This is a genomic window from Paenibacillus sp. S02, assembly GCF_019454065.1.
Classification (GTDB): Bacteria; Bacillota; Bacilli; order Paenibacillales; family Paenibacillaceae; genus Paenibacillus; species Paenibacillus polymyxa_B.
This window is the reverse complement of the sequence record NZ_CP073682.1, coordinates 3,139,531-3,159,882: the sequence shown is the minus strand read 5'-3', so window position 1 is coordinate 3,159,882 and position 20,352 is coordinate 3,139,531. Positions and strand designations below refer to the sequence as shown.

The following is a 20,352-nucleotide window of genomic DNA, read 5'->3' as shown; positions in this document are numbered from 1 at the left end:
AATTGTACAAACTTGGAAGGGAGAGTTAAACGATGAGCGAAAAAGTATTTATTAGTCCAGGTAAATATGTGCAAGGGAAAAATGTGATTGATAAAACAGGTGAGTATGTTAAGCCATTAGGTCATACTGCCTTGGTTATTGCGGACAAGCTGGTTTGGGAGATTGCAGCCGACCGCGTGGTAAAAAGTCTGGAACAGGCTGATATTACGGCGGTTAAAATTGAGTTTCAAGGGGAAGCATCCAAAAATGAAGTCAACCGTATTGCGGATCAGGGACGAAGCGCCCAGGTCGACATTGTCATTGGTGTAGGTGGTGGTAAAACGCTGGATACTGCCAAAGCCGTTAATGAACTACTCGGTTCCTCGGTTGTGATTATTCCAACAACCGCTTCTACAGATGCACCCACCAGTGCACTATCCGTTTTGTACACCGATGAGGGTGCATTTGATACGTATTCCTTTTTCAGTAAAAATCCGAGCTTGATTCTGGTGGACACGAAAGTCATTTCTCAAGCACCGCCTTTGTTCCTCTCCTCAGGCATTGCGGATGCTATGGCGACGTGGATTGAAGCCCGTGCGGTCATTGAAGCTCGCGCAACGACAATGGCTGGTGGTTTGCCAACCTTGGCGGCAGAAGCCATTGCGTCCAAGTGTGAGGAAGTTCTTTTCGATTACGGACTGCAGGCTTACGAATCCGTGAAACGCAAAGTCGTCACACCTGCGCTTGAAGCGGTAGTGGAAGCCAATACGTTGCTAAGCGGTTTGGGCTTTGAAAGCGGCGGTTTGGCAGGCGCACATGCGATTCACAATGGTTTTACCGTTCTGGAAGGAGACATTCATCACCTGACACATGGTCAGAAGGTAGCTTTTGGCACCTTAGTCCAGTTTGCCTTGGAAAAAAGACCTTTGTCCGAGGTGGAGCGGTATATTGACTTTTATCTAAAACTCGATCTGCCTGTCACGCTGGAAGACATTAAGCTCCAGGAAGCTTCCCGAGAGGATTTGTACCGGGTAGCTCAGGCTGCTACCAAAGAAGGCGAAACTGCTCACAATCTACCATTTGCTGTCACAGCGGATGATGTGCTTGATGCGATTTTAGCGGCTGACCAGTATTCACTTGCCTACAAGGCTAAGATTGGACATAGAAACTAACCCCATACGAAATAAAGTAGAATCAAAGGTCGCTGATCAGCGGCCTTTTTCCCATTATTTAACTTGCAGCTTATGTTATGATTTTTAGGGTACATAATCAGGAAATGCCGGGAGTATATTTATGGCTCCCCTAAAATTTGAGAGGGGTTTAGCGATGGCAAAATGGAATGTAGAAGATCAAGGTACTCAATATAGTATTGAGTACAAGCGTAGCTTAACTGGTGGAAAAATTATTGTAAATGGAAGCGAGCAGAAGGTTAAAAGCCAGAACGCATTTTTGAACTTGATTGATTTTCCAATTAGATTGAAAGAAAAAGCTGTAAATGTTGTTGTCATTGGCAACAAAGCAGATTTAGCCGTGGACGGTGTGTATCTTGGGTCCAATCAACCTTATGTTCCTGTGAGTAAAGTTCCCGGCTGGAGTTGGGCTTTTGTCGTAGTCAGTTTGGTTATAGGATGGCTATTTGCTGGCATCTTTGGTCTGTGTTTGGGGATATTAGGCAGTATGTTTTATGTGAAATCATCTTTATCCATGCATCAAACCAACAATCGAAGAGTTGTAAATTGTCTTATTGTCTTTTTCATCATCAGCGTGATACAAATTGTTTTTGGAATTGCAGCGAATTCTTGGATTAACACGTTGTAAAATAGATCTAACATAGCCTATAGAATGAAGCAAGAAGGCTCTCACGCATGAAGCGTTGAGAGCCTTTTTGCCGTGTTAGATCGCCCAATTTCCTTTACGGAAGATAGGTTCCTCAGTACCGTCCTCGGTAACGCCGTTGATGTCCATTTCAGCTGAACCGATCATAAAGTCGACGTGAGTCAGGCTGGAATTCAGGCCGTTGGCAGCCAACTGCTCTTGAGTCATATCCTTGCCGCCTTTAAGGTTAAATGCATAAGCATTACCGATGGCCAAGTGGTTAGAGGCATTTTCATCAAACAACGTATTATAAAATAAAATATTTTTATCAGAGATAGGTGACTTGTGAGGTACGAGAGCAACCTCCCCCAGATAGTGTGAACCTTCATCCATTTCTACGAGATGCTGAAGAGTTTCCAAACCGGTTTCTGCCTGTACATCGACAATACGTCCATTTTCAAAAGTCAGTGAAAAGTTGTCGATGATATTTCCGCTGTAGCTAAGTGGCTTGGTGCTGCTGACCTTACCGTTCACTCCCGTTTTGAGCGGAGCTGTAAACACTTCCTCGGTAGGCATATTGGCTACAAAAGTATGTCCCTGTTGGTTGACGCTTTCTGCAGCTACCCACAGATGATCTTTTGCCAATTCGATGGTGAGGTCTGTGCCTGGAGCCAGATAATGCAGCTTTTTATAGCGTTTGGCATTTAAAATATCAGATTTGCTGGAAAGAGTTTTCAAATGCTCTTTCCACGCCTCCACGGGGTTATCCAGATCCACACGCACGGTGCTGAAAATGGCATCCCACAGTTTATCCATTTGCTCTGAAGCTGGCAGATCAGGGAATACTTTGGCAGCCCACTCTGCAGAAGGATAAGCAATCAGAGACCAACTGAATTTGTCGGCCATTTGATACTCGCGATATTGACGTAATTCATGTGACCGCACGCGCTGGGCAGCAGTAATCCGGCTGGACGGAATCCCCTGAAGCAAATCCGGATTTTCTGCAATGACATGCAGTACAGCTGCGCCATTTTCGACCTCTTCAGTCATTTCGGCTGCGTACCATTTGGGAGCAATATTAAAAGTTTCATCAGGAGCTAGTTCATACTGTAATCGAGTAATAGTCTCATCACTCCATTTTACTGTAACCAGCTTGGCTCCGGCAGTATACGCTGATTTGACGATAAGTCTCACGAGTTCGGCGGACAAAATTGGTGCATGAACGATGAGTGTCTGCCCAGGATGGACATTGGCGCCGACCCGAACGGCTAACTCGGCATATTTTTGCAATTTTTGTTGAAAATCTGACATGTAACTTTCCTCCATTTCACGAAAAGCCTTAAACAAGGCTTGGGTAACTTGCACAGTTTTTTTGCAAATTCCACACATAGCTTATATATTGTACAATGTAACGAAAAGGTTCACAAATCAGTTTTGGTACTATTTAGTGAAAATGAAAGGGCGGATAGATGAATGACAGAGCAAAATTCACCTCAGGAAGTGAAAGAAGTACATATTCAACAGGCACATATGACAAAAGATGAGAATGGTGCTTATCTGGGCCAAGTGGTATTTAAAGTAGAGGGACAGAGTTCTGTATATGAAATCACGTTCCACAGCAAAAGGGGAAAGGAGTGGGATTACAGTCTCCATTTTGCGGGAGAGCCACGGGTGGAGGAAGAGATGCTGCAAATGGATAGCTGGATTGAGGAGAACGATGATTTGTTCGACTATTTGCTAGATACGGCATGGAGCAAATTACCCGAGTAATGTAAACATGGTCTATTTTCGTGACAAGCGGATTATATTTAGCAGTGTCCGCATAATCTGCTGACATGGGGGAAGCCTAAAGGTCGATATTAACAAGAAATTCCATGTGAATAGGAGGGTGAAGCTTTGGCAAATCATCTGTTCACCGAAGGAATGACGGCAAATGAAGAGGCTGCTCCCGATCTCCTGAGCTTACGGACGCTGTTTGTAAATATGTGTTTTATTGGGGAGCCAGGAAGCCGTTCCTGGGTGCTGGTGGATACGGGGATGACAGGATTTACAGACTCGATTATACGCCTGGCAGAGGAACGGTTTACTGGCCCTCCGATCGCTATTGTGCTTACACATGGTCATTTTGATCATGTAGGTTCGGTTATTGAGTTGGTACAGCATTGGGGTACACCTGTTTATGCACATCCTTTGGAATTACCTTATTTGACGGGAATGAAGGATTATCAAAAACCTGATCCTAGTGTAGGGGGAGGTTTAATGTCGGGCATTTCCTTCTTATACCCTAATGATGCTATAGATCTCGATGATCGCATCACCTCCCTGCCCCGAGATGGCAGTGTCCCTGGTGCCCCTGGTTGGAAGTGGCTGCATACGCCAGGACATACACCTGGTCATGTATCGCTTTTTCATGAGCGAAGAAGGTTAATGGTGGCCGGTGACGCTTTTATTACGGTGAAACAGGAATCGGCACTGGCCGTTATTTTACAGGAAAAAGAAATACATGGGCCTCCTGCGTATTTTACAACAGATTGGCAAGCTGCGCAGCGTTCGGTGGAAATGCTGGCCAAGTTAAAGCCTGAGATTGCAGTCACAGGACATGGTCATTACATGCATGGTGCTGAGCTGACAGATCAGTTGGAGCGACTGGCGGGAGATTTTGAGCACATGGCTGTACCCAAACAGGGACGTTATGTGTAGTGATGTGTGAAGGACGATGCCTTGCGGGGCATCGTTTTTTGTGTGGACGTGGAATTTTTTTGCTCAGCATGGTATAGTCAAGCCAAAAGCTAAACGCTTTCATTAAACATCGTCATTTCATCAAGGAGGATTTTTTGATGACACAACAACATGCTGCAATTGGTGATCTTTATTATGGAATACCGGCGATTCGTCTTAAATTTGGACGATATGAAGCAGTTGCCCTGCCGGGAAACGGCGCAAATCTGATTTCTTTTCGTGACAATGAAACGGGATATTCTTTTTTGCGTGAACCAGATGCTGAGAGCATAGAGGCTTTTAAGCAAAGCCCGTCCGTTTACGGAATTCCTTTCCTGTTCCCTCCGAATCGGTATGAGGATGGAAAATTCCTGTGGAATGGTGTTACATATGAGCTGCCGATAAATGAAGAGGCGACCCACAACCATCTGCACGGCTTTTTACACACTGTTCGGTGGGAGGTTGAGGACTACGGTTCCGGGGAGCAAGGTAGCTATGTGGTAATGAATCAGCATGTAAGGGAAGGACATCCGATGTTCCGCTATTTACCCTTCACCTTTACTATGAAGTTAACGTACAGCCTGGACGAATTTGGCCTGCATCAGCGTTATGTGATCCATAACGAGGGCGATCAACCGATCCCCAACTTATTTGCCTTTCACACAGCGATTCGTGTTCCGTTCGTACCCGATAGCTCGCCTGAGGATTACAAGATTAAGGTCACAATCGGTGAGCGTCGTGAGCTGACGGAACGGTTGTTGGCCACAGGTCAGTTCCAGCCTTTATCTCCGGAAGAGGAACTGCTGAAGACGACGGGAGTTAGTCCTTATTTTGCCTCTATGGATAATCATTACACGGCAGCTCCGCAAAATGGACGCAACTACATGGAACTGACACACAGTAAGACAGGGGCTACCCTCGTATACGATGTAGGTACAGCTTATAAGCATTGGATGATCTGGAATAACAAAGCGAACAAGGAATTCATCTGTCCTGAGCCGCAAATGAACATGATCAATGCACCGAATCGTCCGGACCTACCAGCGGAGGAGATCGGATTGATTGCATTGGCTCCAGGCCATATTTTTGAAGCAACCAGCCGTTTGTATTGTATTTCACCTAATAAATCGAAATCCTAGCATTTAATTTTATCCTTATAAGCCTGTATCGTGTCCAACGGTGCAGGCTTTATTTGGGTATGTAAAGCACAGGTAAGGGCTAATGGGGAAGGAGGACGAAAAAGGTTGCAGAATGCCAAGCAGTCATAGTATGATACGAAACAGGAGATGATCAGATGAATTTTCCTTTTCAAGCCGTCAAACGCAAGCAAATCGCCGATGAAGTAGCTGAACAGCTGCAACGAAAAATTGCTGCTGGTGAATGGGATGTGGGCACTAAGATTCCAACCGAGCCTGAGCTCATGAAGCTATTCGGAGTCGGGCGATCTACAGTACGTGAAGCGGTTAGCGTTCTAGTACATGCCGGTCTATTAGAGAAAAAGCAAGGACACGGAACTTTTGTCTGCCAACCGACGACTTCTCAAGAACCATTGGATTACCGTCTAAGCCGTGCTGAAATTATTGAAGTTTATGAAGTGCGGAGTGTGTTGGAACTAGAGATTGCCAGATTGGCTGCATTACGTCGTAACGACGAGGATTTACACTTAATGCGTGCGGCGCTGGACCGTCGTGCTGCAACTTTGGCCGCTGGAAATTTGTCTGGGTACTTAGATGCGGATATCACTTTTCACTTGGCTGTTGCCGGAGCTACTCGCAATAAGGTGCTTACAGACGTATATGGCAGCTTTGTAGAGGCTATTCGCAAGGCATTGAACAATCTCATTACCGATCCAGCGATGCAAAATCATTTTACTTTGCAGCATGAAAAAATATATGAAGCAATCCGGGATCAGGATGGCAAGGCTGCCGAGCTGTATAGCATTCAACATTTGGACGGCACCAAGCTGGAGCTGCAAAAGCATATGGGAAGTTCATAAATTTTTTTACCCTTAAACATCAGATGATCAGATGAATATAATGATCTTTGAGCCTTTTACTTGAGCATCTCCTAAAATCAAACCAAAGGTGGTATCTGTATGCGCAAAATATGGGTGTTGGACACAACGTTAAGAGATGGAGAGCAATCACCAGGAGTTAGCTTAACCAGCTCAGAAAAGGTGGAAATTGCCCTTCAGCTGCAAAAATTAGGCGTAGATCGGATTGAGACCGGCTTTCCAGCAACCTCGCCTGGTGAGATTATCAGCATGCAGGAGATTGCCAAACAGGTTACCCAAGCAACACTGGTTGGTTTTGCACGCTCGAAAGAGCAGGATATTGATGCAGTCAGAGAGGCGCTACGAGGAGCTGAGGATGCCAGTCTTCATTTATTCCTGGCTACCTCACCCATTCACCGCCAACATAAGCTGCGAATGGATAAAGCGAAAGTATTAGAGACCGCTGCTGCTGCCATTCGTTATGGACGCAAGTATTTCAGCAAGGTAGAATTTTCAGCAGAGGACGCTAGCCGTACCGAGCTTGACTTTATTTGTGAAGTCGTGGATATGGCGATTCGTGCTGGAGCGACAGTCGTCAATTTACCGGATACGGTGGGATATGCCTCGCCGGATCAGTTCGGTGAAATGTTTAGAATCGTAAAACAACAAGTGCCTGGTATCGAAAAAATACAACTTAGCACACATTGTCATGATGATCTTGGCATGGCAACAGCTAACACGCTGGCGGCCATCCGTAATGGTGTAGACCAATTTGAAGGTACTATTAATGGCATCGGTGAGCGAGCGGGAAATACACCTATCGAGGAAGTTGCACTGGCCCTTGATACCAGAACCGAGCTTTATGGTGCACAAACGAGTCTGGTTTTGGAGGAGCTGTATGCCACCAGTCGCCTGGTGAGCAAACGTACGGGGATGTCGGTACCGGGAAATAAGGCCATTGTTGGAGCCAATGCGTTTGCGCACGAGTCCGGTATACACCAGGACGGAATGCTTAAAGAGCGTACAACGTATGAGATCATGTCCCCTGAGCGTATTGGTCTGAAGACAAGTAAACTTGTATTGGGTAAGCACTCGGGTCGACATGCATTTAAAGAAAAACTGGCAGACATGGGGTTTGAAGCTTTGACGGAGGAACAGCTGCAAGAGGCGTTCCGCGAATTCAAGGCCTTGACGGATAAGAAAAAACAGGTGTTGGATGAAGATTTGCTCGTCCTGATGGATGAAAGCCGCAATGCCTCGCCTCAAATTTACACACTGGATTCCATTCAGGTGTCCTATGGCAATCAGTCGGTTCCAGTCGCATCCATTCGGTTGAGTAAACAAGATGGGACAGCAATTGATGAAGTAGCAATGGGTAACGGTTCTGTAGATGCGATTTTCCATGCTATAGACAAGGCCAGTGGTGAAGAGGTGGAGTTGGAGGATTATTCGATCCAATCTGTAACATATGGCAAAGATGCGTTGGGGGAAGTACACGCCATTTTGAGGCAAGGTGAGTACACAGCACTAGGAAGAGGCACAAGTACTGATATTTTGGAAGCTAGCGCCAAAGCTTACATCGATGCGCTGAACAAGCTACTGGGCAGAAAAGAAGTCCATGGCAAAAGAAATATCACCATTAGCTGAACTTAGTGACCCAGGATAGTAGCGGAAATCTCCTTTTGCCTCCTCTGGCCTCATCGTAAAAAAGCGCTTGCAAAATAAATGATAACATTTGAAATTTAATGTATAATAGGCAAGAGAGATCACCATATTTTGTCTGAATTACATAGGCCAAGAGGAGGAAATGAGTTGAACTACCGCATCGAAAAGGATACGTTGGGCGAAATCAAAGTACCGGCAGACCGTCTGTGGGGAGCGCAAACACAGCGCAGCAAGGAAAATTTCCCGATTGGCTCGGAGAAAATGCCATTAGAGGTCATACAGGCGTTCGCGGTGCTTAAAAAGAGCGCGGCGATCAGTAACTATAAGCTGGGTAAGCTATCACAGGAGAAGCAGGACGCGATTATTTATGCAGCGGACGAGATTCTCGCAGGGCGGGTCGATGACCATTTCCCGTTGGTTGTATGGCAGACAGGGAGCGGTACGCAGTCCAATATGAATGTGAATGAAGTGATTGCTCATCTGGGGAGCCAATGGTTACAAGAGCAGGGAAAGGATACGAAGCTGCATCCCAATGACGATGTTAACATGTCGCAAAGCTCGAATGATACGTTTCCCACGGCGCTTCATGTATCGGGTGTCATTGCAGTGGAGGACCGTTTGTTGCCTGCCATCGATAAGCTGAAAGAGACTTTTCAACAGAAGTCAGAGCAATTCAAGGATATTATAAAAATTGGACGAACCCATTTACAAGATGCGACACCGCTTACGCTGGGTCAGGAAATAAGTGGTTGGTATGCAATGTTAGACAAGAGCAAGCGAATGATCATCGACACGGTGCAATACATGAAGGAGCTGGCGATTGGCGGTACAGCGGTGGGGACAGGAATTAATGCTCATCCAGAGTTTGGCTCCCGAACCTCAGCGGAAATTTCCAGTTTCACTGGCAAAACGTTCACTTCTGCACCCAATAAATTTCATGCACTGACCAGCCACGATGAAGTGGTGGCCGTACATGGAGCAGTCAAAGCGCTCGCTGCCGATTTGATGAAAATCGCCAATGATGTTCGTTGGCTGGCAAGTGGTCCGCGTAGCGGCTTGGGCGAAATCACGATTCCTGCTAACGAGCCGGGTAGCTCCATTATGCCAGGCAAGGTGAATCCGACTCAGAGTGAAGCACTGACAATGGTCGTTACGCAAGTAATGGGTAATGATGCAGCTATTGGCTTTGCTGCGAGTCAGGGTAATTTTGAACTGAACGTGTTTAAGCCAGTAATCATATACAATTTTTTGCAGTCTGTTCATCTGCTGGCTGATTCCATGATTGCTTTTAATGACAACTGTGCGATTGGCATCGAGCCTGATCTCGCTAAAATTGAGCACAATTTGAATAATTCACTGATGCTGGTGACGGCATTGAATCCACATATCGGATATGAAAATGCCGCTAAAATCGCCAAACTTGCTCATGCAGAAGGGCTGTCCCTAAAAGAAGCGGCACTCCGCAGCGGACTGTTGACTGAAGAACAGTTCGATCAATATGTTGTACCTGCGCATATGATTCATCCTAAAGCCTAAAGCACGACGATTGTCTCTGCTTAAGCCTTATAAAAAATATACAAACCAGCTCATGGAGTGCGATTTAGCACAGACCATGAGCTGGATTTTTTGGTTTTCTCATATATTTTTTTACTTAAGATTAGTATTCCGTGTGATTTGAGGGTATATAGATAGAAGGCGAAAAATTGAACATCTATTTTCAAGATAGGAGAAGCCGTATGGAACAGACAACCCTTATTAATTTGATTGTGCTTTTGCTGTCCAGCTTGCTGCTGGTCGGTGTGCTGACTACCAAATTTTCCAGCCGTTTCGGTATGCCTGCGCTTGTTTTGTTTATTGCCGTAGGTATGGTGCTCAGTCAGTTTATTTATTTTGATAATGCCTTTATCACACAGCTGGTGGGCATTCTCGCGCTCATTGTAATCTTGTTTGAAGGCGGGATGCAGACAAAGTTTGCAGACGTTAAACCGGTTATTCGACCTGCGTTATCGTTATCAACGTTAGGGGTCATCATTACGACCGTAGTCATTGGCGTATGCGCCAAGTTTATTTTAGGCGTAAGCTGGATGGAATCCATGCTGTTTGGCGCTATTGTCGGATCGACCGATGCGGCGGCCGTGTTTTCCGTTCTAGGAGGTAAAAACATCAAAAAACGAATTACCTCAACGCTCGAAGCGGAATCCGGCAGTAATGACCCGATGGCTGTATTTCTCACGGTAACATTGATCGAGCTGATACATCACCCTGAGCAATCCATTTGGATACATATCTTGTTATTTTTATGGGAAATGGGTTTTGGTTTAGTCGTTGGTTTTGTACTCGGACGCATAGGTGTATATGCGATTAATAAAATGAATTTTGATTCATCCGGTTTGTATCCTGTGATGGCTCTGGCATTTGCAGTCTTGACGTATGCGGCGGCATCGTTACTGGAGGCAAGCGGATTGCTGGCGGTTTATGTCATGGCCATTGTCTTGGGAAATTCCGACTTGACCTACAAGCGATCCATTATCCATTTTAACAATGGTTTCGCCTGGATGGTGCAGATTATGATGTTTGTCCTGCTCGGGCTATTGGTCTTTCCTGATCAATTGCTGGGCATTGCGTGGCAAAGCTTGGCGCTCTCCTTCATCCTCATGCTCGTGGCTCGTCCAATAGGCGTGTTCTTAAGCTTACTTTTTTCCAGGTACTCTGTGCGCGAAAAGACACTGTTATCCTGGGCAGGACTGCGGGGGGCGGTACCTATTGTACTAGCAACCTATCCTTTACTGGATGAGATGGATGTAGGACCCTTGTTTTTTAACGTTGTATTTTTCGTCGTGCTCACTTCTGCGATTATTCAAGGTACCACTATTTCGTGGCTAGCGGTGAAGCTTGGCTTGATGGACCCTAACGAGACGTCATCTCCTTCACTGCTGGAATTAGTTTCTCTGGGAAAAACCACTTCGGAAATCAACCACATTCAGGTGCAAAAAGGGATGTCCATAGCGGGCAAAGCGATTCAGGATATACAGTTGCCTGAAGATATTTTATTCACAGCCATCATTCGGAACGAGCAAATTATTGCCCCGAGAGGCACGACGGTGATTGAACCGGGCGATACATTGTATGTGCTTAGTCCCAAACTCAAGCGACAGCAGATGAAAGAGCTGTTCATGCTGCTCGAACCGGAGGCTGCTCCGTAAAAAGCGTAGAGTACCCTTAATTACAGTCCTTCACATTCATGTGGAGGACTTTTTCCTGTGTTTTTTTCAGAGTGGATGAATCTGTTAAAAAATTGACACTATCATTCTACAAAATTAGTTTATGATATTGTCGTTAGATGTCGCTGCCTATCGTTACAGATCATTTGATGGGCCATAGTGATGAATAAGATAGAAGTCACCAATAACAGGAGAGATGATGAATGAAACCGGAAGTCTTGCCAAAGCGTGCAGCAGCTCGCAGGCAGAAAAATAGAAAAAAGAAACGAAAAGGAAAATTCGGTCGTTTTATACTGCGACTGTTTATTGTATTCCTGGTAGCAGGAATAGGGGGTGGTGCGTGGTTGTTCTTAACGTCATCTGGCAAGGACATGCGCTATTTGGCTGCGGATACGCTGATCACGACCCAACATCGTCACTGGGCGAAGTACTTTATCGGGGAAGCAGAGGCGAAAAAACGTGTGGCTGAATATTCGGCCCGTTTTGAAGCGATGGGTGAGGAGAAGGACAGACATACAATCAATCTGTCTGATCTGATACCGACCAAAGTACAACAAACGCCGCTGGTTGAAGTGGAAGAGGTATCGGGCCGTAACTATCATGGCTATGTTATGACGGTGCATGACCCCACTAAAATCCGGCTCGGGGTTCCTGCCAAGGTCGGCCGGGGAGAAAGGGTATCTAGTATGGTCGAACGTTTAGGAGCTGTTGCTGGCGTAAATGGCGGTGGCTTTGCCGACCCCAACTGGAATGGGAATGGTTTTAAACCAATTGGCGTTGTCATTTCCCAGGGTGAGATATACTACAATGATATGGGTAAAAATGCCTCTGTTCAAATCGTAGGTATTGATAAGCAGGGAAAAATGATAGCCGGTCACTATTCGTTGTCTGAGTTGTCCAAAATGAATGTGCAAGAAGCGGTTACTTTTCAACCACGCCTTATCGTGAATGGGAAAGGTCTGATTCGCAATGCAAGCGAGGGGTGGGGAATTGCTCCCCGTACCGCAATGGGACAAAGAGCAGACGGGGCCATTATATTCGTGACCATCGACGGTCGTCAGCCTGGGTACAGTATTGGTGCCAACTTGTATGATATGCAAAATATTTTGCTTAAACACGGAGCGGTTATCGGTGCTAATCTGGATGGAGGTTCTTCAACGGTGCTCGTTAAGGATAATGCCATTGTGAACAAGCCTTCTTCTGAATATGGAGAGCGGTATTTGCCGACTGCGTTTCTCGTATTTGAGCATCCAGAGACCGTTAGTATCCCAAACATATGGGAAGGTCTGAATCCTGGAGACATTGACGCAGCCAAAAAGAGATAGATCAGGAATGAACAAGTTTATTAAGTGAACGGAGACTGATGATGAAGCTAAAACGAGCAGGATTTCAGCGATTGTTTGTCGCCTTGTTAATGCTATCCTTACTCTTGACCACAATGCATCAAGCGGTTGCCGAAGCTGCTGAACGGGGTGCCATAGCGTCTCAATCAACGCAGTTCATAGATATTGTTATAAACGGACAACCTATAGACAGCAAGGCTAAACCTCTATTGATCGACGGAAAGCTCATGGTTCCGCTTAAACCTTTAGCCGAAGCTGTAGGTGCAACCTACCACTGGGATGTCAAAAAGAAGCAGGTCACGCTACAAAAGTGGGCAGAACCCTTGGTTCTTAAGGAGCGATCACGTAAGAACCAGCAGCAACTTACCTTTGAAGTTGTAAGTAAAGAAGTATATATACCTCTGAGAGATGTTTCGCTTGATTTAGGTTATACGTTGGAGAAGACAAATACACAGATTCAGATTCAGCCGCCGATTCACGGTAAACTAAAAGAACAAATATATGAGGGAGATCTCGTGGCAGCACGCGAAGCGTTAATCCGCATAAACAGAAGTTCTGTCCATCCTTATATAGAAGCACACCGTCCTAACACTGAGCTTCTGTCCAGTGTCTACATGTTCCCCCAAGGTGAAGCATTACGGTATTTTACAGTGAACGGGGATGTGCTGAGTCTGGTTGAAGTGAAGGACGGTTTTCCGATTGTCACCTATCAAGGGTATGTGGGAGCTCCCTTTGATAAAGAATTTACAATGGAATACGACCCGCTGGGGCGTTTTTTGGAGAATAAAGCCAAAAATCAGTGGGGAACTTATCCGAAAATAAATAAGCCGCTGATCTACGAGTTCACTACAGGATGGGGAGACAGCAGTACCACTTTCTATGGGCGTATTACTACGGATAAAAAAGAAGAACTGCTGGGTACTACTGGTGATCCGATAACTGGACTCCCGGCTAATACCAAACAAATTATGAAAACCTTCAAGCTGCCGTGGGAATCGCGTACAGATGCCCAGCAGGCGATTAAATAAGTTAAGAGCAGCAATAGCAAATGAAAATATAAGAAGCGCGGATCGTTGAAGTAAAGATACTTCCGGTACGCGCTTTTTTCGATAGGATTTGTACTTTTGTTGCTTCGTTCTTGCGTAAATATCTATTATGCGTCATTTTCTGCTTCGAGAAATACGGAAATCAGGATACGGGCGTTGTTTTCACCCACGTTTTTGGCATAATGGGGGATAGCTGCCCTCCAGCTAAAGGAATCTCCTGCTTCCAAAGTAGCTGAATCCTCGCCTTGCTCCACGTATACCGTGCCCTCCAAGATAAAATGAATCTCATCCCCCGCATGAGCATGCTCCTCTTCTGTAGATGAGCCTGGCGGCATGTCCACCAGCATCATTTTAACGTTTCCTTGCCCCCCCAAATGATCAACCTGGAGGTTGTTTTTACCATATAACGTTTTACGACGCTCGTCCTTGCGAATCACTTGCATCCGTTCCTCTTCTTTAAGAAGCAGAAAAGCAAGGGGAACCTTAAGCGCATTAGCGATGCTGTCCAATGTTGCGATGGAAGGGGAGGTTTTATTATTTTCTACTTGACTCATAAACCCTTGCGATAGTCCGGTTCGTTCACATATTTGCTGGATGGATAAATTTTTACGTTTACGAGCGGCGCGTATGTTGCATCCTATACCCATAGAGCGTTCCTCCTTTAAGGGAATATAATGTATACTAATTTAATATTTATCATACCAAATAATTTGTTGACAGACTACAGTTTTTTATGATAAATTCACATTACAAAATAATTATTTCTATTACTAATAATTCGAGTTTGATTCACACTAATGTGGTGCGGCAGAGATTCAGACTATATTATTTTTTTAACCAAACTATTAGTAATATAAATTAATTATTCATATGCACTTGTATGAGTGTAATAAACAAACAGAATGGAGAGATAAACATGAGTTCAGCAAGCAAAAACATTTCTACAATTATGCGGGTGGCGCTCGGAATTTTGTTTTTGGCACATGGAATTGCTAAATTCCAAATGGGGTTGGGTAATGTGGCAGGCTGGTTTTCCAGCATTGGTGTTCCAGGATTTTTAGGTTATGTCGTTGCGGTGATTGAGTTGGTCGGCGGGATTGCATTGATTCTTGGATTGCTTACTCGCTATGTATCTGGGCTTTTGGTTATTGTTTTGATCGGCGCCATTTTTACAGCAAAATTGTCCGGCGGGTTGATGGGGAATGGTCAAGGCGCTGGCTATGAGCTGGATATTGCTTTTATTCTGGTAGCTCTTCATCTGGTATTTGCACCAACGACTCGCTTGTCTCTGGATTCTTTGTTCAGCCGTCGTGAGTCAACCAAACAATAATTTTTGATTAGCTTTAGTCCTCCAATCCATGTAGAAAGAGGGAAATCTCATGACAGCACATATTCATGACAACACCAAAATCGGGCAGGTTTCATTAAAGGTTAGTAACTTGGAGCGTTCTATTCAATTTTATACAGAGGTCGTTGGTTTTCAGCTGCTGCGTCAAACGGCGGAAACCGCTGAATTGACTGTCGATGGGAAGCATGCGCTACTGATCCTTAACTATATTGAAAATGCAGTTATTCTGCCGCGCCAATCTGCTGCCGGGTTATATCACTTTGCTATTCTTGTCCCAAACCGTGTAGCTCTGGGCCTGTCTTTACGTAATCTGCTGGCTCATGAGATTGAAATCGGACAGGGAGACCATGATGTAAGTGAAGCCCTATATATCCATGACCCTGATAATAACGGAATTGAAATCTATGCAGATCGTCCCCGTGATCAGTGGAAAAAGGATGCAAATGGATTTTACATTATGGGAACAGATCCCGTGGATGCAGAAGACTTGGTTGCGATTTCCGAAAATCTACCTTGGCAGGGACTACCGCAGGGAACGGTAATTGGGCACGTCCACTTCCATGTGTCTAATTTGCTCAAAGCACAGCAATTTTATTGCGATGTGCTTGGCTTTGACATTACGTGCCGGTATGGCTCTTCAGCCATGTTCGTTTCCGCAGGTGGTTACCACCACCATATGGGCTTGAATATATGGGCAGGTGAAGGAGCGCCACCAGCTCCTGAGCACGCTGCCGGATTGGATTATTTTGAATTGATCGTACCGAATCAGAATGAATTGGATGCCATTGTAGCTCGTTTAGAGGCAGCAGGCTATGGAATGCAAGAACGCGACGGCGCCAAGTATGTAGCTGATCCGTTCCGTATTCAAATTAAACTGATTAACGGTCAAATCTCGTAACATAGAAGACATGCAACAAAAAAGGGTATTCCTATAAGCCGTAAAGGCTGGGAATACCCTTTTTTCGTATACTTAGAATAAGCTCCAGTCCAAATCCCGAGATATCTTCTCCAGCAAGTGTACACCGGCTGTACTGTTGCCCATACGGTTCAGAGAAGGTCCAACCAGTCCAATGCCATATCGTCCGGGTACCATCGTCATAATACTGCCTGATACGCCGCTTTTGGCAGGTAGTCCGACTTGAATGGCAAATTCCCCTGAGGCGTCATACATGCCGCATGTCGTCATAAATGTTTTGGCGATCTGTACATATCGGCGGGGAATCAGCGGTATACCTGTCACCGGATCACGGCCGTTGTATGCTAGTACAAGTCCCATACGTGCTAAATCTGTACAGTTCAATTTGACAGCACAATGTCTGAAATAAACTTCAAGCACATCCTCCACATGACCTCTTAAAATTCCTTTTTCCATTAGAAAATAAGCAAGGGAACGGTTCAAATGGCCTGTGGCAGATTCTGAATCGTAGACATCCTGATCATATTCCAGTGTGTCATTGTGGGTAAGCAGACGGAAAAATTGGAGAACACGGGCAAACTTCTCTTCTGGGCTGTTCCCGCGAATCAGAGAGGAGACTGCGATCGCTCCGGCGTTAATCAGTGGGTTAAACGGAATACCCGGCTCGACCAGTTCTAGCTTTAGCATGGAATTAAAACGGTCTCCGGTAGGCTCCATACCCACCTTAGAGAAGACAACGTCCTCTCCATTATCCATCAAGGCCAGAATGAGCGTAAATACCTTTGAGATACTTTGCATCGTAAATTGGATTTCCGTATCCCCGGCCACTACGGTTTCACCCGCACCGTTCATTACAACAACACCCAGCGCGTCGGCCGGGGCTTTGGACAGTTCGGGAATATATGCTGCTACCTTGCCATGAATATACTCATGACGGCTTTGTTCTACCCATTCCGGCAGTTTGGTCTGTAATCTCTGCCACTCCGATGTCATTTCTTTTCCTCCAGTCGAGTAACCAATCTGTGGTATTTTATTGTAGAGTAAGAAGTGATAGCTATACGCCTATTCTAAAGATATTTCTGGTCGAAAGACAAGTTTGAATTAATTAGATCAAAGGAGGCAGGGATTTGTTGTTATCTCATAATGAACCGAATTTTGATGAAGACTACGATGAGGTTTTTAAGGGTCGAAGACTTAGAGGTTTTGTACATAGTGTACTGGAGCAGGCTGCAGCCTTATCAGACAAAAATCCTGAATGGGCTAATCCTATATTAGAACAGTGGGCAAATGATGTGGAAACGAGCCGAAATGAGCGTCTGGAGCATGAGCGCACCCGGGAGAGGCATGTGCATCTATTGTTTTCTCAGTCTGCCGCAGGCTCGATGAAGGTAGGACTTTCGGGTGCAGGATTGCGGCTTGAGAGTATCGTGCTGTCTTTTAATGATCAGTTTTCCATAGGACCATTGTGGAGGCTGGAAACATTAGAAGGACAAGAAAACCGTCACGGCTGGTTGGCTGAACGGATGATGCATTATGAGTTTTTCCATTACGCCAATTGGGAGCACCGTATTGAACAGATGATGGTTACCCTAAGTGAAATTCCAGATGAGAAGTCGATCACGATTTGGTGTGGCTCTAATGCTGACGAGCAGGTCGGATTACGCTTTGTATTATATCTCTTGCGCAAAAGAGCTACACCTATTCGGGTCATTAATGTCACGGATACCTTGGAGCGGGAGCCGGATGATCATTTATATAATGAGAGTCCATTCCCTTTATCCATGGGCGTGGTGCATTCGAAAGAAATCGAACGGTTTATTAAGCGAAGTGAAGATGAACTTAATGTGGTATGTATGGAAGACCGACGTCGATACGAACGGGAGTGGTTGGAGCTTAGCGAGCAAGATAGTGTCCTGAGATTATGGGACAATGACCGTATTGTTCATGTGCCGGAGGATTATTTGGATCAGGCCTTGCTGGATATGATTAGTAGGCTACAGTTAGCGGATAAACTGGGATTTGTGAACACCGGAAAAATAATAGGTCAAGCTTTAACGCAGTGGTCGCAGCCAAGAAGCGATACTTTTTTGGAATACCGGATTCAATATTTGATCGCTCATGGCAAACTTGATTTTCAGGGGATGCCGGGAATGATGAATCGTTATGCTGTGAGAATAAAGGAGTAAAACGAAAAGTGATCAAATAAAAACTGCCGACGGGGTCGGCAGTTTAGTTTAAAGACCTTCTGATGTATCTGGTTGATACATCAGAAGGTTATTTTGCTATGTACTTGGAATCAATAGTAGCTGTTTGAATTCAATGAACTTATGATAGCAGGCAACAGAGCAACAGCCATAATGATATAGATCACGATTACAATAGCGGCCCAAAGAAGGCCTGCTTTAGCGTAGTTAGCTTTGCTCGGATTAGTCGAGCCGCTAAAAGCCCACACAAACAGCATAATAAGTCCAACTACCGGTATAGCCATCAAAAGTAAACTGATCATCCACTCCTTGAATGATACAGGAGGCGGGTAAACAGGGGCTGGTCTGGATGGTGCTCCTTGCTGATTGTTTTGCGGGTTAAACTGGTTAGACAATTAGATCTTCTCCCTACGTGTTTAGTATGTTGTATTTCCTATATTGACCAAAATATCATACATGATATGACAATAAGCAACAAGTAAAATTCAGTAAACAGTCTAATAGTACTATCAAACGATTGAAAATAGGTCTATGCACCCTATTGACGAAGCACTTTTTATATATTATTGTATTGATATTAACATTTTGTTTTTATCAATTGATTTAAATTAAAAATTACATAAAGCATTCGTCACTTTTTAATCAAAAGCGACAAATGACCCATATATGAACAGGTAGGTGACGCAAGTGACAGATGGATCGAAACATAATCACAGTGGCTTGACGGAAGAGGAGTTCTTGGCCGCTTATGATGCGAATGAATATGAGCGCCCATCCGTAACGGTAGATATGCTGCTATTTACGGTAATGGATCAGCTCCAACAAAATTACCGGAAGCTGCCGGAGAAGACCCTCCAGCTTCTTTTGATCCAAAGAGGGGAGCATCCCTATATAGGGCAATGGGCGTTGCCGGGTGGTTTTGTAGGCATACATGAAAGTCTGGAAGAGGCTGCACGACGCGAGCTTAAAACGGAAACGAATGTGGATCAAATTTATATGGAGCAGCTATATACTTGGGGAGATGTGGCACGTGATCCTCGTATGCGGGTAATCAGCTGCGCTTACATGGCATTGGTGGACCACGATTCCTTGGAGGTACAGGCGGGGGATGATGCCGCTGATGCCCAATGGTTTGAGCTGGATTACAGCGTAGCTCAGGAGACGCGGACGAATCAGCCAGAAGGCTACACATGGGAACAAGACATTGACATCACATTGAAGCATGGGGACATCCATCTGTCAGCCAAAGTAAAAATAACTGAAATTCTTAAGGGAAGAACCATTGAAATCAAGCGAGAAGTGCTGGAGTCACAAGGAATTGCTTTTGATCATGCAAAAATTATTGCGTACGGTATAGAGCGTCTGCGCAGCAAAATAGAATACACAGATATCGCGTTTCACCTGATGCCAGCTCTATTTACACTGAGTGAGCTTCAGCAGGTGTATGAAATTATTCTAGGTAAGGAGCTGTTGGCCGCAGCTTTTCGTCGTAAAATAGCTGATCTCGTGGAAGAAACCAATGAGTATAGAAAGGCAGCCGGACATCGTCCGTCCAAGTTATACCGATTTAAGCCTCGATCGCGTTTTATGTAGCATAAGGAATATGAAATGAGGAATCTTCATGGAAAAGTTTACGTTTTTTTATCGCAGTCATTCGCCGTTCTCGCAATGGTATCCTTCTGATTTTGTCGTGGATGGATTGGAGTTTAACTGTGCCGAGCAATATATGATGTTGAAAAAAGCACAGCTTTTTGGGGATGAAGAGGCGGCCCTGAAAATTATGCAAGCCCCTACCCCAAGGGAGCAAAAAGCCCGTGGCCGCAGCGTGCGCGGATTTGACCAATCCTTGTGGGAGGCCAATTGCCGGCAATTTGTGTATGACGGTAATTATGCCAAGTTTACACAAAATCCGAATTTGCTCAAGCACCTGCTTAAAACGAAAGGAACCACTCTGGTTGAGGCTAGTCCGACCGACACCATTTGGGGTGTAGGCTTAGCTGAGAGCGATGCTCGTATACGGAACCGCAAGCTATGGCGTGGCACGAACTGGCTAGGAGAAATATTGACGAATTTACGTGAGGATGTATTGAAAAAGGAGAAATAG

Annotated in this window: 20 protein-coding genes; 16 read left to right on the top strand and 4 right to left on the bottom strand. The window is 45.1% G+C overall.

The features are described 5' to 3' along the window. Nucleotides 1–32: 32 nt before the first annotated feature. Nucleotides 33–1,151, top strand: a complete 1,119-nt coding sequence (locus KAI36_RS13855) for a glycerol dehydrogenase (protein WP_220025166.1) — start codon at nucleotides 33–35, stop codon at nucleotides 1,149–1,151. Between the two features lie 154 nt (nucleotides 1,152–1,305). Then, a complete protein-coding gene (locus KAI36_RS13850; RefSeq protein WP_220025165.1) occupies nucleotides 1,306–1,797 on the top strand; it encodes a hypothetical protein in 492 nt (163 codons plus the stop codon). A 75-nt stretch (nucleotides 1,798–1,872) separates the two neighbouring features. On the opposite strand, the gene KAI36_RS13845 is transcribed toward KAI36_RS13850, so the two are convergent. Continuing rightward, entirely contained in the window at nucleotides 1,873–3,105 is a 1,233-nt protein-coding gene (locus tag KAI36_RS13845) for an aminopeptidase (RefSeq protein WP_220025164.1), read from the bottom strand. Nucleotides 3,106–3,267: 162 nt separating this feature from the next. On the opposite strand from KAI36_RS13845, the gene KAI36_RS13840 reads away from it, so the two are divergent. From KAI36_RS13840 to KAI36_RS13800, 9 genes are all read left to right on the top strand, one after another. After that, a complete protein-coding gene (locus KAI36_RS13840) occupies nucleotides 3,268–3,564 on the top strand; it encodes a hypothetical protein (protein ID WP_220025163.1) in 297 nt (98 codons plus the stop codon). Between the two features lie 126 nt (nucleotides 3,565–3,690). Further along, on the top strand, nucleotides 3,691–4,494 hold the full coding sequence (locus KAI36_RS13835) for an MBL fold metallo-hydrolase (RefSeq protein ID WP_220025162.1): 804 nt from the start codon (nucleotides 3,691–3,693) through the stop codon (nucleotides 4,492–4,494). 137 nt (nucleotides 4,495–4,631) lie between these two features. Next, nucleotides 4,632–5,651, top strand: coding sequence for an aldose 1-epimerase (locus KAI36_RS13830; protein ID WP_103049203.1), 1,020 nt, complete (start codon nucleotides 4,632–4,634; stop codon nucleotides 5,649–5,651). A gap of 155 nt (nucleotides 5,652–5,806) precedes the next feature. Next, nucleotides 5,807–6,508 (top strand): FadR/GntR family transcriptional regulator, encoded by a 702-nt coding sequence (locus KAI36_RS13825; protein ID WP_220025161.1) that lies wholly within the window; start codon nucleotides 5,807–5,809, stop codon nucleotides 6,506–6,508. A gap of 99 nt (nucleotides 6,509–6,607) precedes the next feature. Then, on the top strand, nucleotides 6,608–8,152 hold the full coding sequence (locus KAI36_RS13820) for a 2-isopropylmalate synthase (RefSeq protein WP_220025160.1): 1,545 nt from the start codon (nucleotides 6,608–6,610) through the stop codon (nucleotides 8,150–8,152). A gap of 165 nt (nucleotides 8,153–8,317) precedes the next feature. After that, nucleotides 8,318–9,706: a class II fumarate hydratase gene (gene fumC / locus KAI36_RS13815; protein WP_220025159.1), complete on the top strand. Its 1,389-nt coding sequence runs from the start codon at nucleotides 8,318–8,320 to the stop codon at nucleotides 9,704–9,706. A gap of 200 nt (nucleotides 9,707–9,906) precedes the next feature. Then, nucleotides 9,907–11,373: a potassium/proton antiporter gene (locus tag KAI36_RS13810; RefSeq protein WP_023988873.1), complete on the top strand. Its 1,467-nt coding sequence runs from the start codon at nucleotides 9,907–9,909 to the stop codon at nucleotides 11,371–11,373. 221 nt (nucleotides 11,374–11,594) lie between these two features. Next, nucleotides 11,595–12,716 (top strand): phosphodiester glycosidase family protein, encoded by a 1,122-nt coding sequence (locus tag KAI36_RS13805; RefSeq protein ID WP_220025158.1) that lies wholly within the window; start codon nucleotides 11,595–11,597, stop codon nucleotides 12,714–12,716. Between the two features lie 38 nt (nucleotides 12,717–12,754). After that, nucleotides 12,755–13,762 (top strand): copper amine oxidase N-terminal domain-containing protein, encoded by a 1,008-nt coding sequence (locus KAI36_RS13800; RefSeq protein WP_258382166.1) that lies wholly within the window; start codon nucleotides 12,755–12,757, stop codon nucleotides 13,760–13,762. 125 nt (nucleotides 13,763–13,887) lie between these two features. Here KAI36_RS13800 and KAI36_RS13795 read toward each other — a convergent pair whose 3' ends face one another. After that, a complete protein-coding gene (locus tag KAI36_RS13795; protein WP_023988862.1) occupies nucleotides 13,888–14,427 on the bottom strand; it encodes a helix-turn-helix domain-containing protein in 540 nt (179 codons plus the stop codon). A gap of 269 nt (nucleotides 14,428–14,696) precedes the next feature. On the opposite strand from KAI36_RS13795, the gene KAI36_RS13790 reads away from it, so the two are divergent. Both KAI36_RS13790 and KAI36_RS13785 read left to right on the top strand, forming a co-directional pair. Further along, nucleotides 14,697–15,110 (top strand): DoxX family protein, encoded by a 414-nt coding sequence (locus KAI36_RS13790; RefSeq protein ID WP_013310427.1) that lies wholly within the window; start codon nucleotides 14,697–14,699, stop codon nucleotides 15,108–15,110. Between the two features lie 49 nt (nucleotides 15,111–15,159). Further along, nucleotides 15,160–16,026, top strand: a complete 867-nt coding sequence (locus KAI36_RS13785) for a VOC family protein (RefSeq protein ID WP_220025157.1) — start codon at nucleotides 15,160–15,162, stop codon at nucleotides 16,024–16,026. 72 nt (nucleotides 16,027–16,098) lie between these two features. On the opposite strand, the gene glsA is transcribed toward KAI36_RS13785, so the two are convergent. After that, the gene (glsA, locus tag KAI36_RS13780; RefSeq protein WP_220025156.1) at nucleotides 16,099–17,037 is read right to left on the bottom strand and encodes a glutaminase A; all 939 of its coding nucleotides are present in this window, start codon (nucleotides 17,035–17,037) and stop codon (nucleotides 16,099–16,101) included. A 134-nt stretch (nucleotides 17,038–17,171) separates the two neighbouring features. Here glsA and KAI36_RS13775 point away from each other — a divergent pair, with 134 nt between their 5' ends. Next, the gene (locus KAI36_RS13775; protein ID WP_220025155.1) at nucleotides 17,172–18,230 is read left to right on the top strand and encodes a DUF1835 domain-containing protein; all 1,059 of its coding nucleotides are present in this window, start codon (nucleotides 17,172–17,174) and stop codon (nucleotides 18,228–18,230) included. Between the two features lie 110 nt (nucleotides 18,231–18,340). Here KAI36_RS13775 and KAI36_RS13770 read toward each other — a convergent pair whose 3' ends face one another. Beyond that, a complete protein-coding gene (locus KAI36_RS13770) occupies nucleotides 18,341–18,643 on the bottom strand; it encodes a hypothetical protein (protein ID WP_220025154.1) in 303 nt (100 codons plus the stop codon). Between the two features lie 292 nt (nucleotides 18,644–18,935). Between KAI36_RS13770 and KAI36_RS13765 the strand changes: the two genes are divergently transcribed. Further along, a complete protein-coding gene (locus tag KAI36_RS13765) occupies nucleotides 18,936–19,841 on the top strand; it encodes an NUDIX hydrolase (protein WP_220025153.1) in 906 nt (301 codons plus the stop codon). Nucleotides 19,842–19,869: 28 nt separating this feature from the next. Continuing rightward, on the top strand, nucleotides 19,870–20,352 hold the full coding sequence (locus KAI36_RS13760) for a riboflavin biosynthesis intermediates N-glycosidase (RefSeq protein WP_220025152.1): 483 nt from the start codon (nucleotides 19,870–19,872) through the stop codon (nucleotides 20,350–20,352).

Excerpts from the sequence above, each read along its gene's own strand:
- KAI36_RS13760 (WP_220025152.1), top strand. The coding sequence starts at position 19,870 with ATGGAAAAGTTTACGTTTTTTTATCGCAGTCATTCGCCGTTCTCGCAA.
- glsA (WP_220025156.1), bottom strand. The coding sequence starts at position 17,037 with ATGACATCGGAGTGGCAGAGATTACAGACCAAACTGCCGGAATGGGTA.
- KAI36_RS13830 (WP_103049203.1), top strand. The coding sequence starts at position 4,632 with ATGACACAACAACATGCTGCAATTGGTGATCTTTATTATGGAATACCG.
- KAI36_RS13785 (WP_220025157.1), top strand. The coding sequence starts at position 15,160 with ATGACAGCACATATTCATGACAACACCAAAATCGGGCAGGTTTCATTA.
- KAI36_RS13810 (WP_023988873.1), top strand. The coding sequence starts at position 9,907 with ATGGAACAGACAACCCTTATTAATTTGATTGTGCTTTTGCTGTCCAGC.
- KAI36_RS13795 (WP_023988862.1), bottom strand. The coding sequence starts at position 14,427 with ATGGGTATAGGATGCAACATACGCGCCGCTCGTAAACGTAAAAATTTA.
- KAI36_RS13800 (WP_258382166.1), top strand. The coding sequence starts at position 12,755 with ATGATGAAGCTAAAACGAGCAGGATTTCAGCGATTGTTTGTCGCCTTG.
- KAI36_RS13825 (WP_220025161.1), top strand. The coding sequence starts at position 5,807 with ATGAATTTTCCTTTTCAAGCCGTCAAACGCAAGCAAATCGCCGATGAA.
- KAI36_RS13820 (WP_220025160.1), top strand. The coding sequence starts at position 6,608 with ATGCGCAAAATATGGGTGTTGGACACAACGTTAAGAGATGGAGAGCAA.
- KAI36_RS13845 (WP_220025164.1), bottom strand. The coding sequence starts at position 3,105 with ATGTCAGATTTTCAACAAAAATTGCAAAAATATGCCGAGTTAGCCGTT.
- KAI36_RS13850 (WP_220025165.1), top strand. The coding sequence starts at position 1,306 with ATGGCAAAATGGAATGTAGAAGATCAAGGTACTCAATATAGTATTGAG.
- KAI36_RS13805 (WP_220025158.1), top strand. The coding sequence starts at position 11,595 with ATGAAACCGGAAGTCTTGCCAAAGCGTGCAGCAGCTCGCAGGCAGAAA.
- KAI36_RS13855 (WP_220025166.1), top strand. The coding sequence starts at position 33 with ATGAGCGAAAAAGTATTTATTAGTCCAGGTAAATATGTGCAAGGGAAA.
- KAI36_RS13840 (WP_220025163.1), top strand. The coding sequence starts at position 3,268 with ATGACAGAGCAAAATTCACCTCAGGAAGTGAAAGAAGTACATATTCAA.
- KAI36_RS13790 (WP_013310427.1), top strand. The coding sequence starts at position 14,697 with ATGAGTTCAGCAAGCAAAAACATTTCTACAATTATGCGGGTGGCGCTC.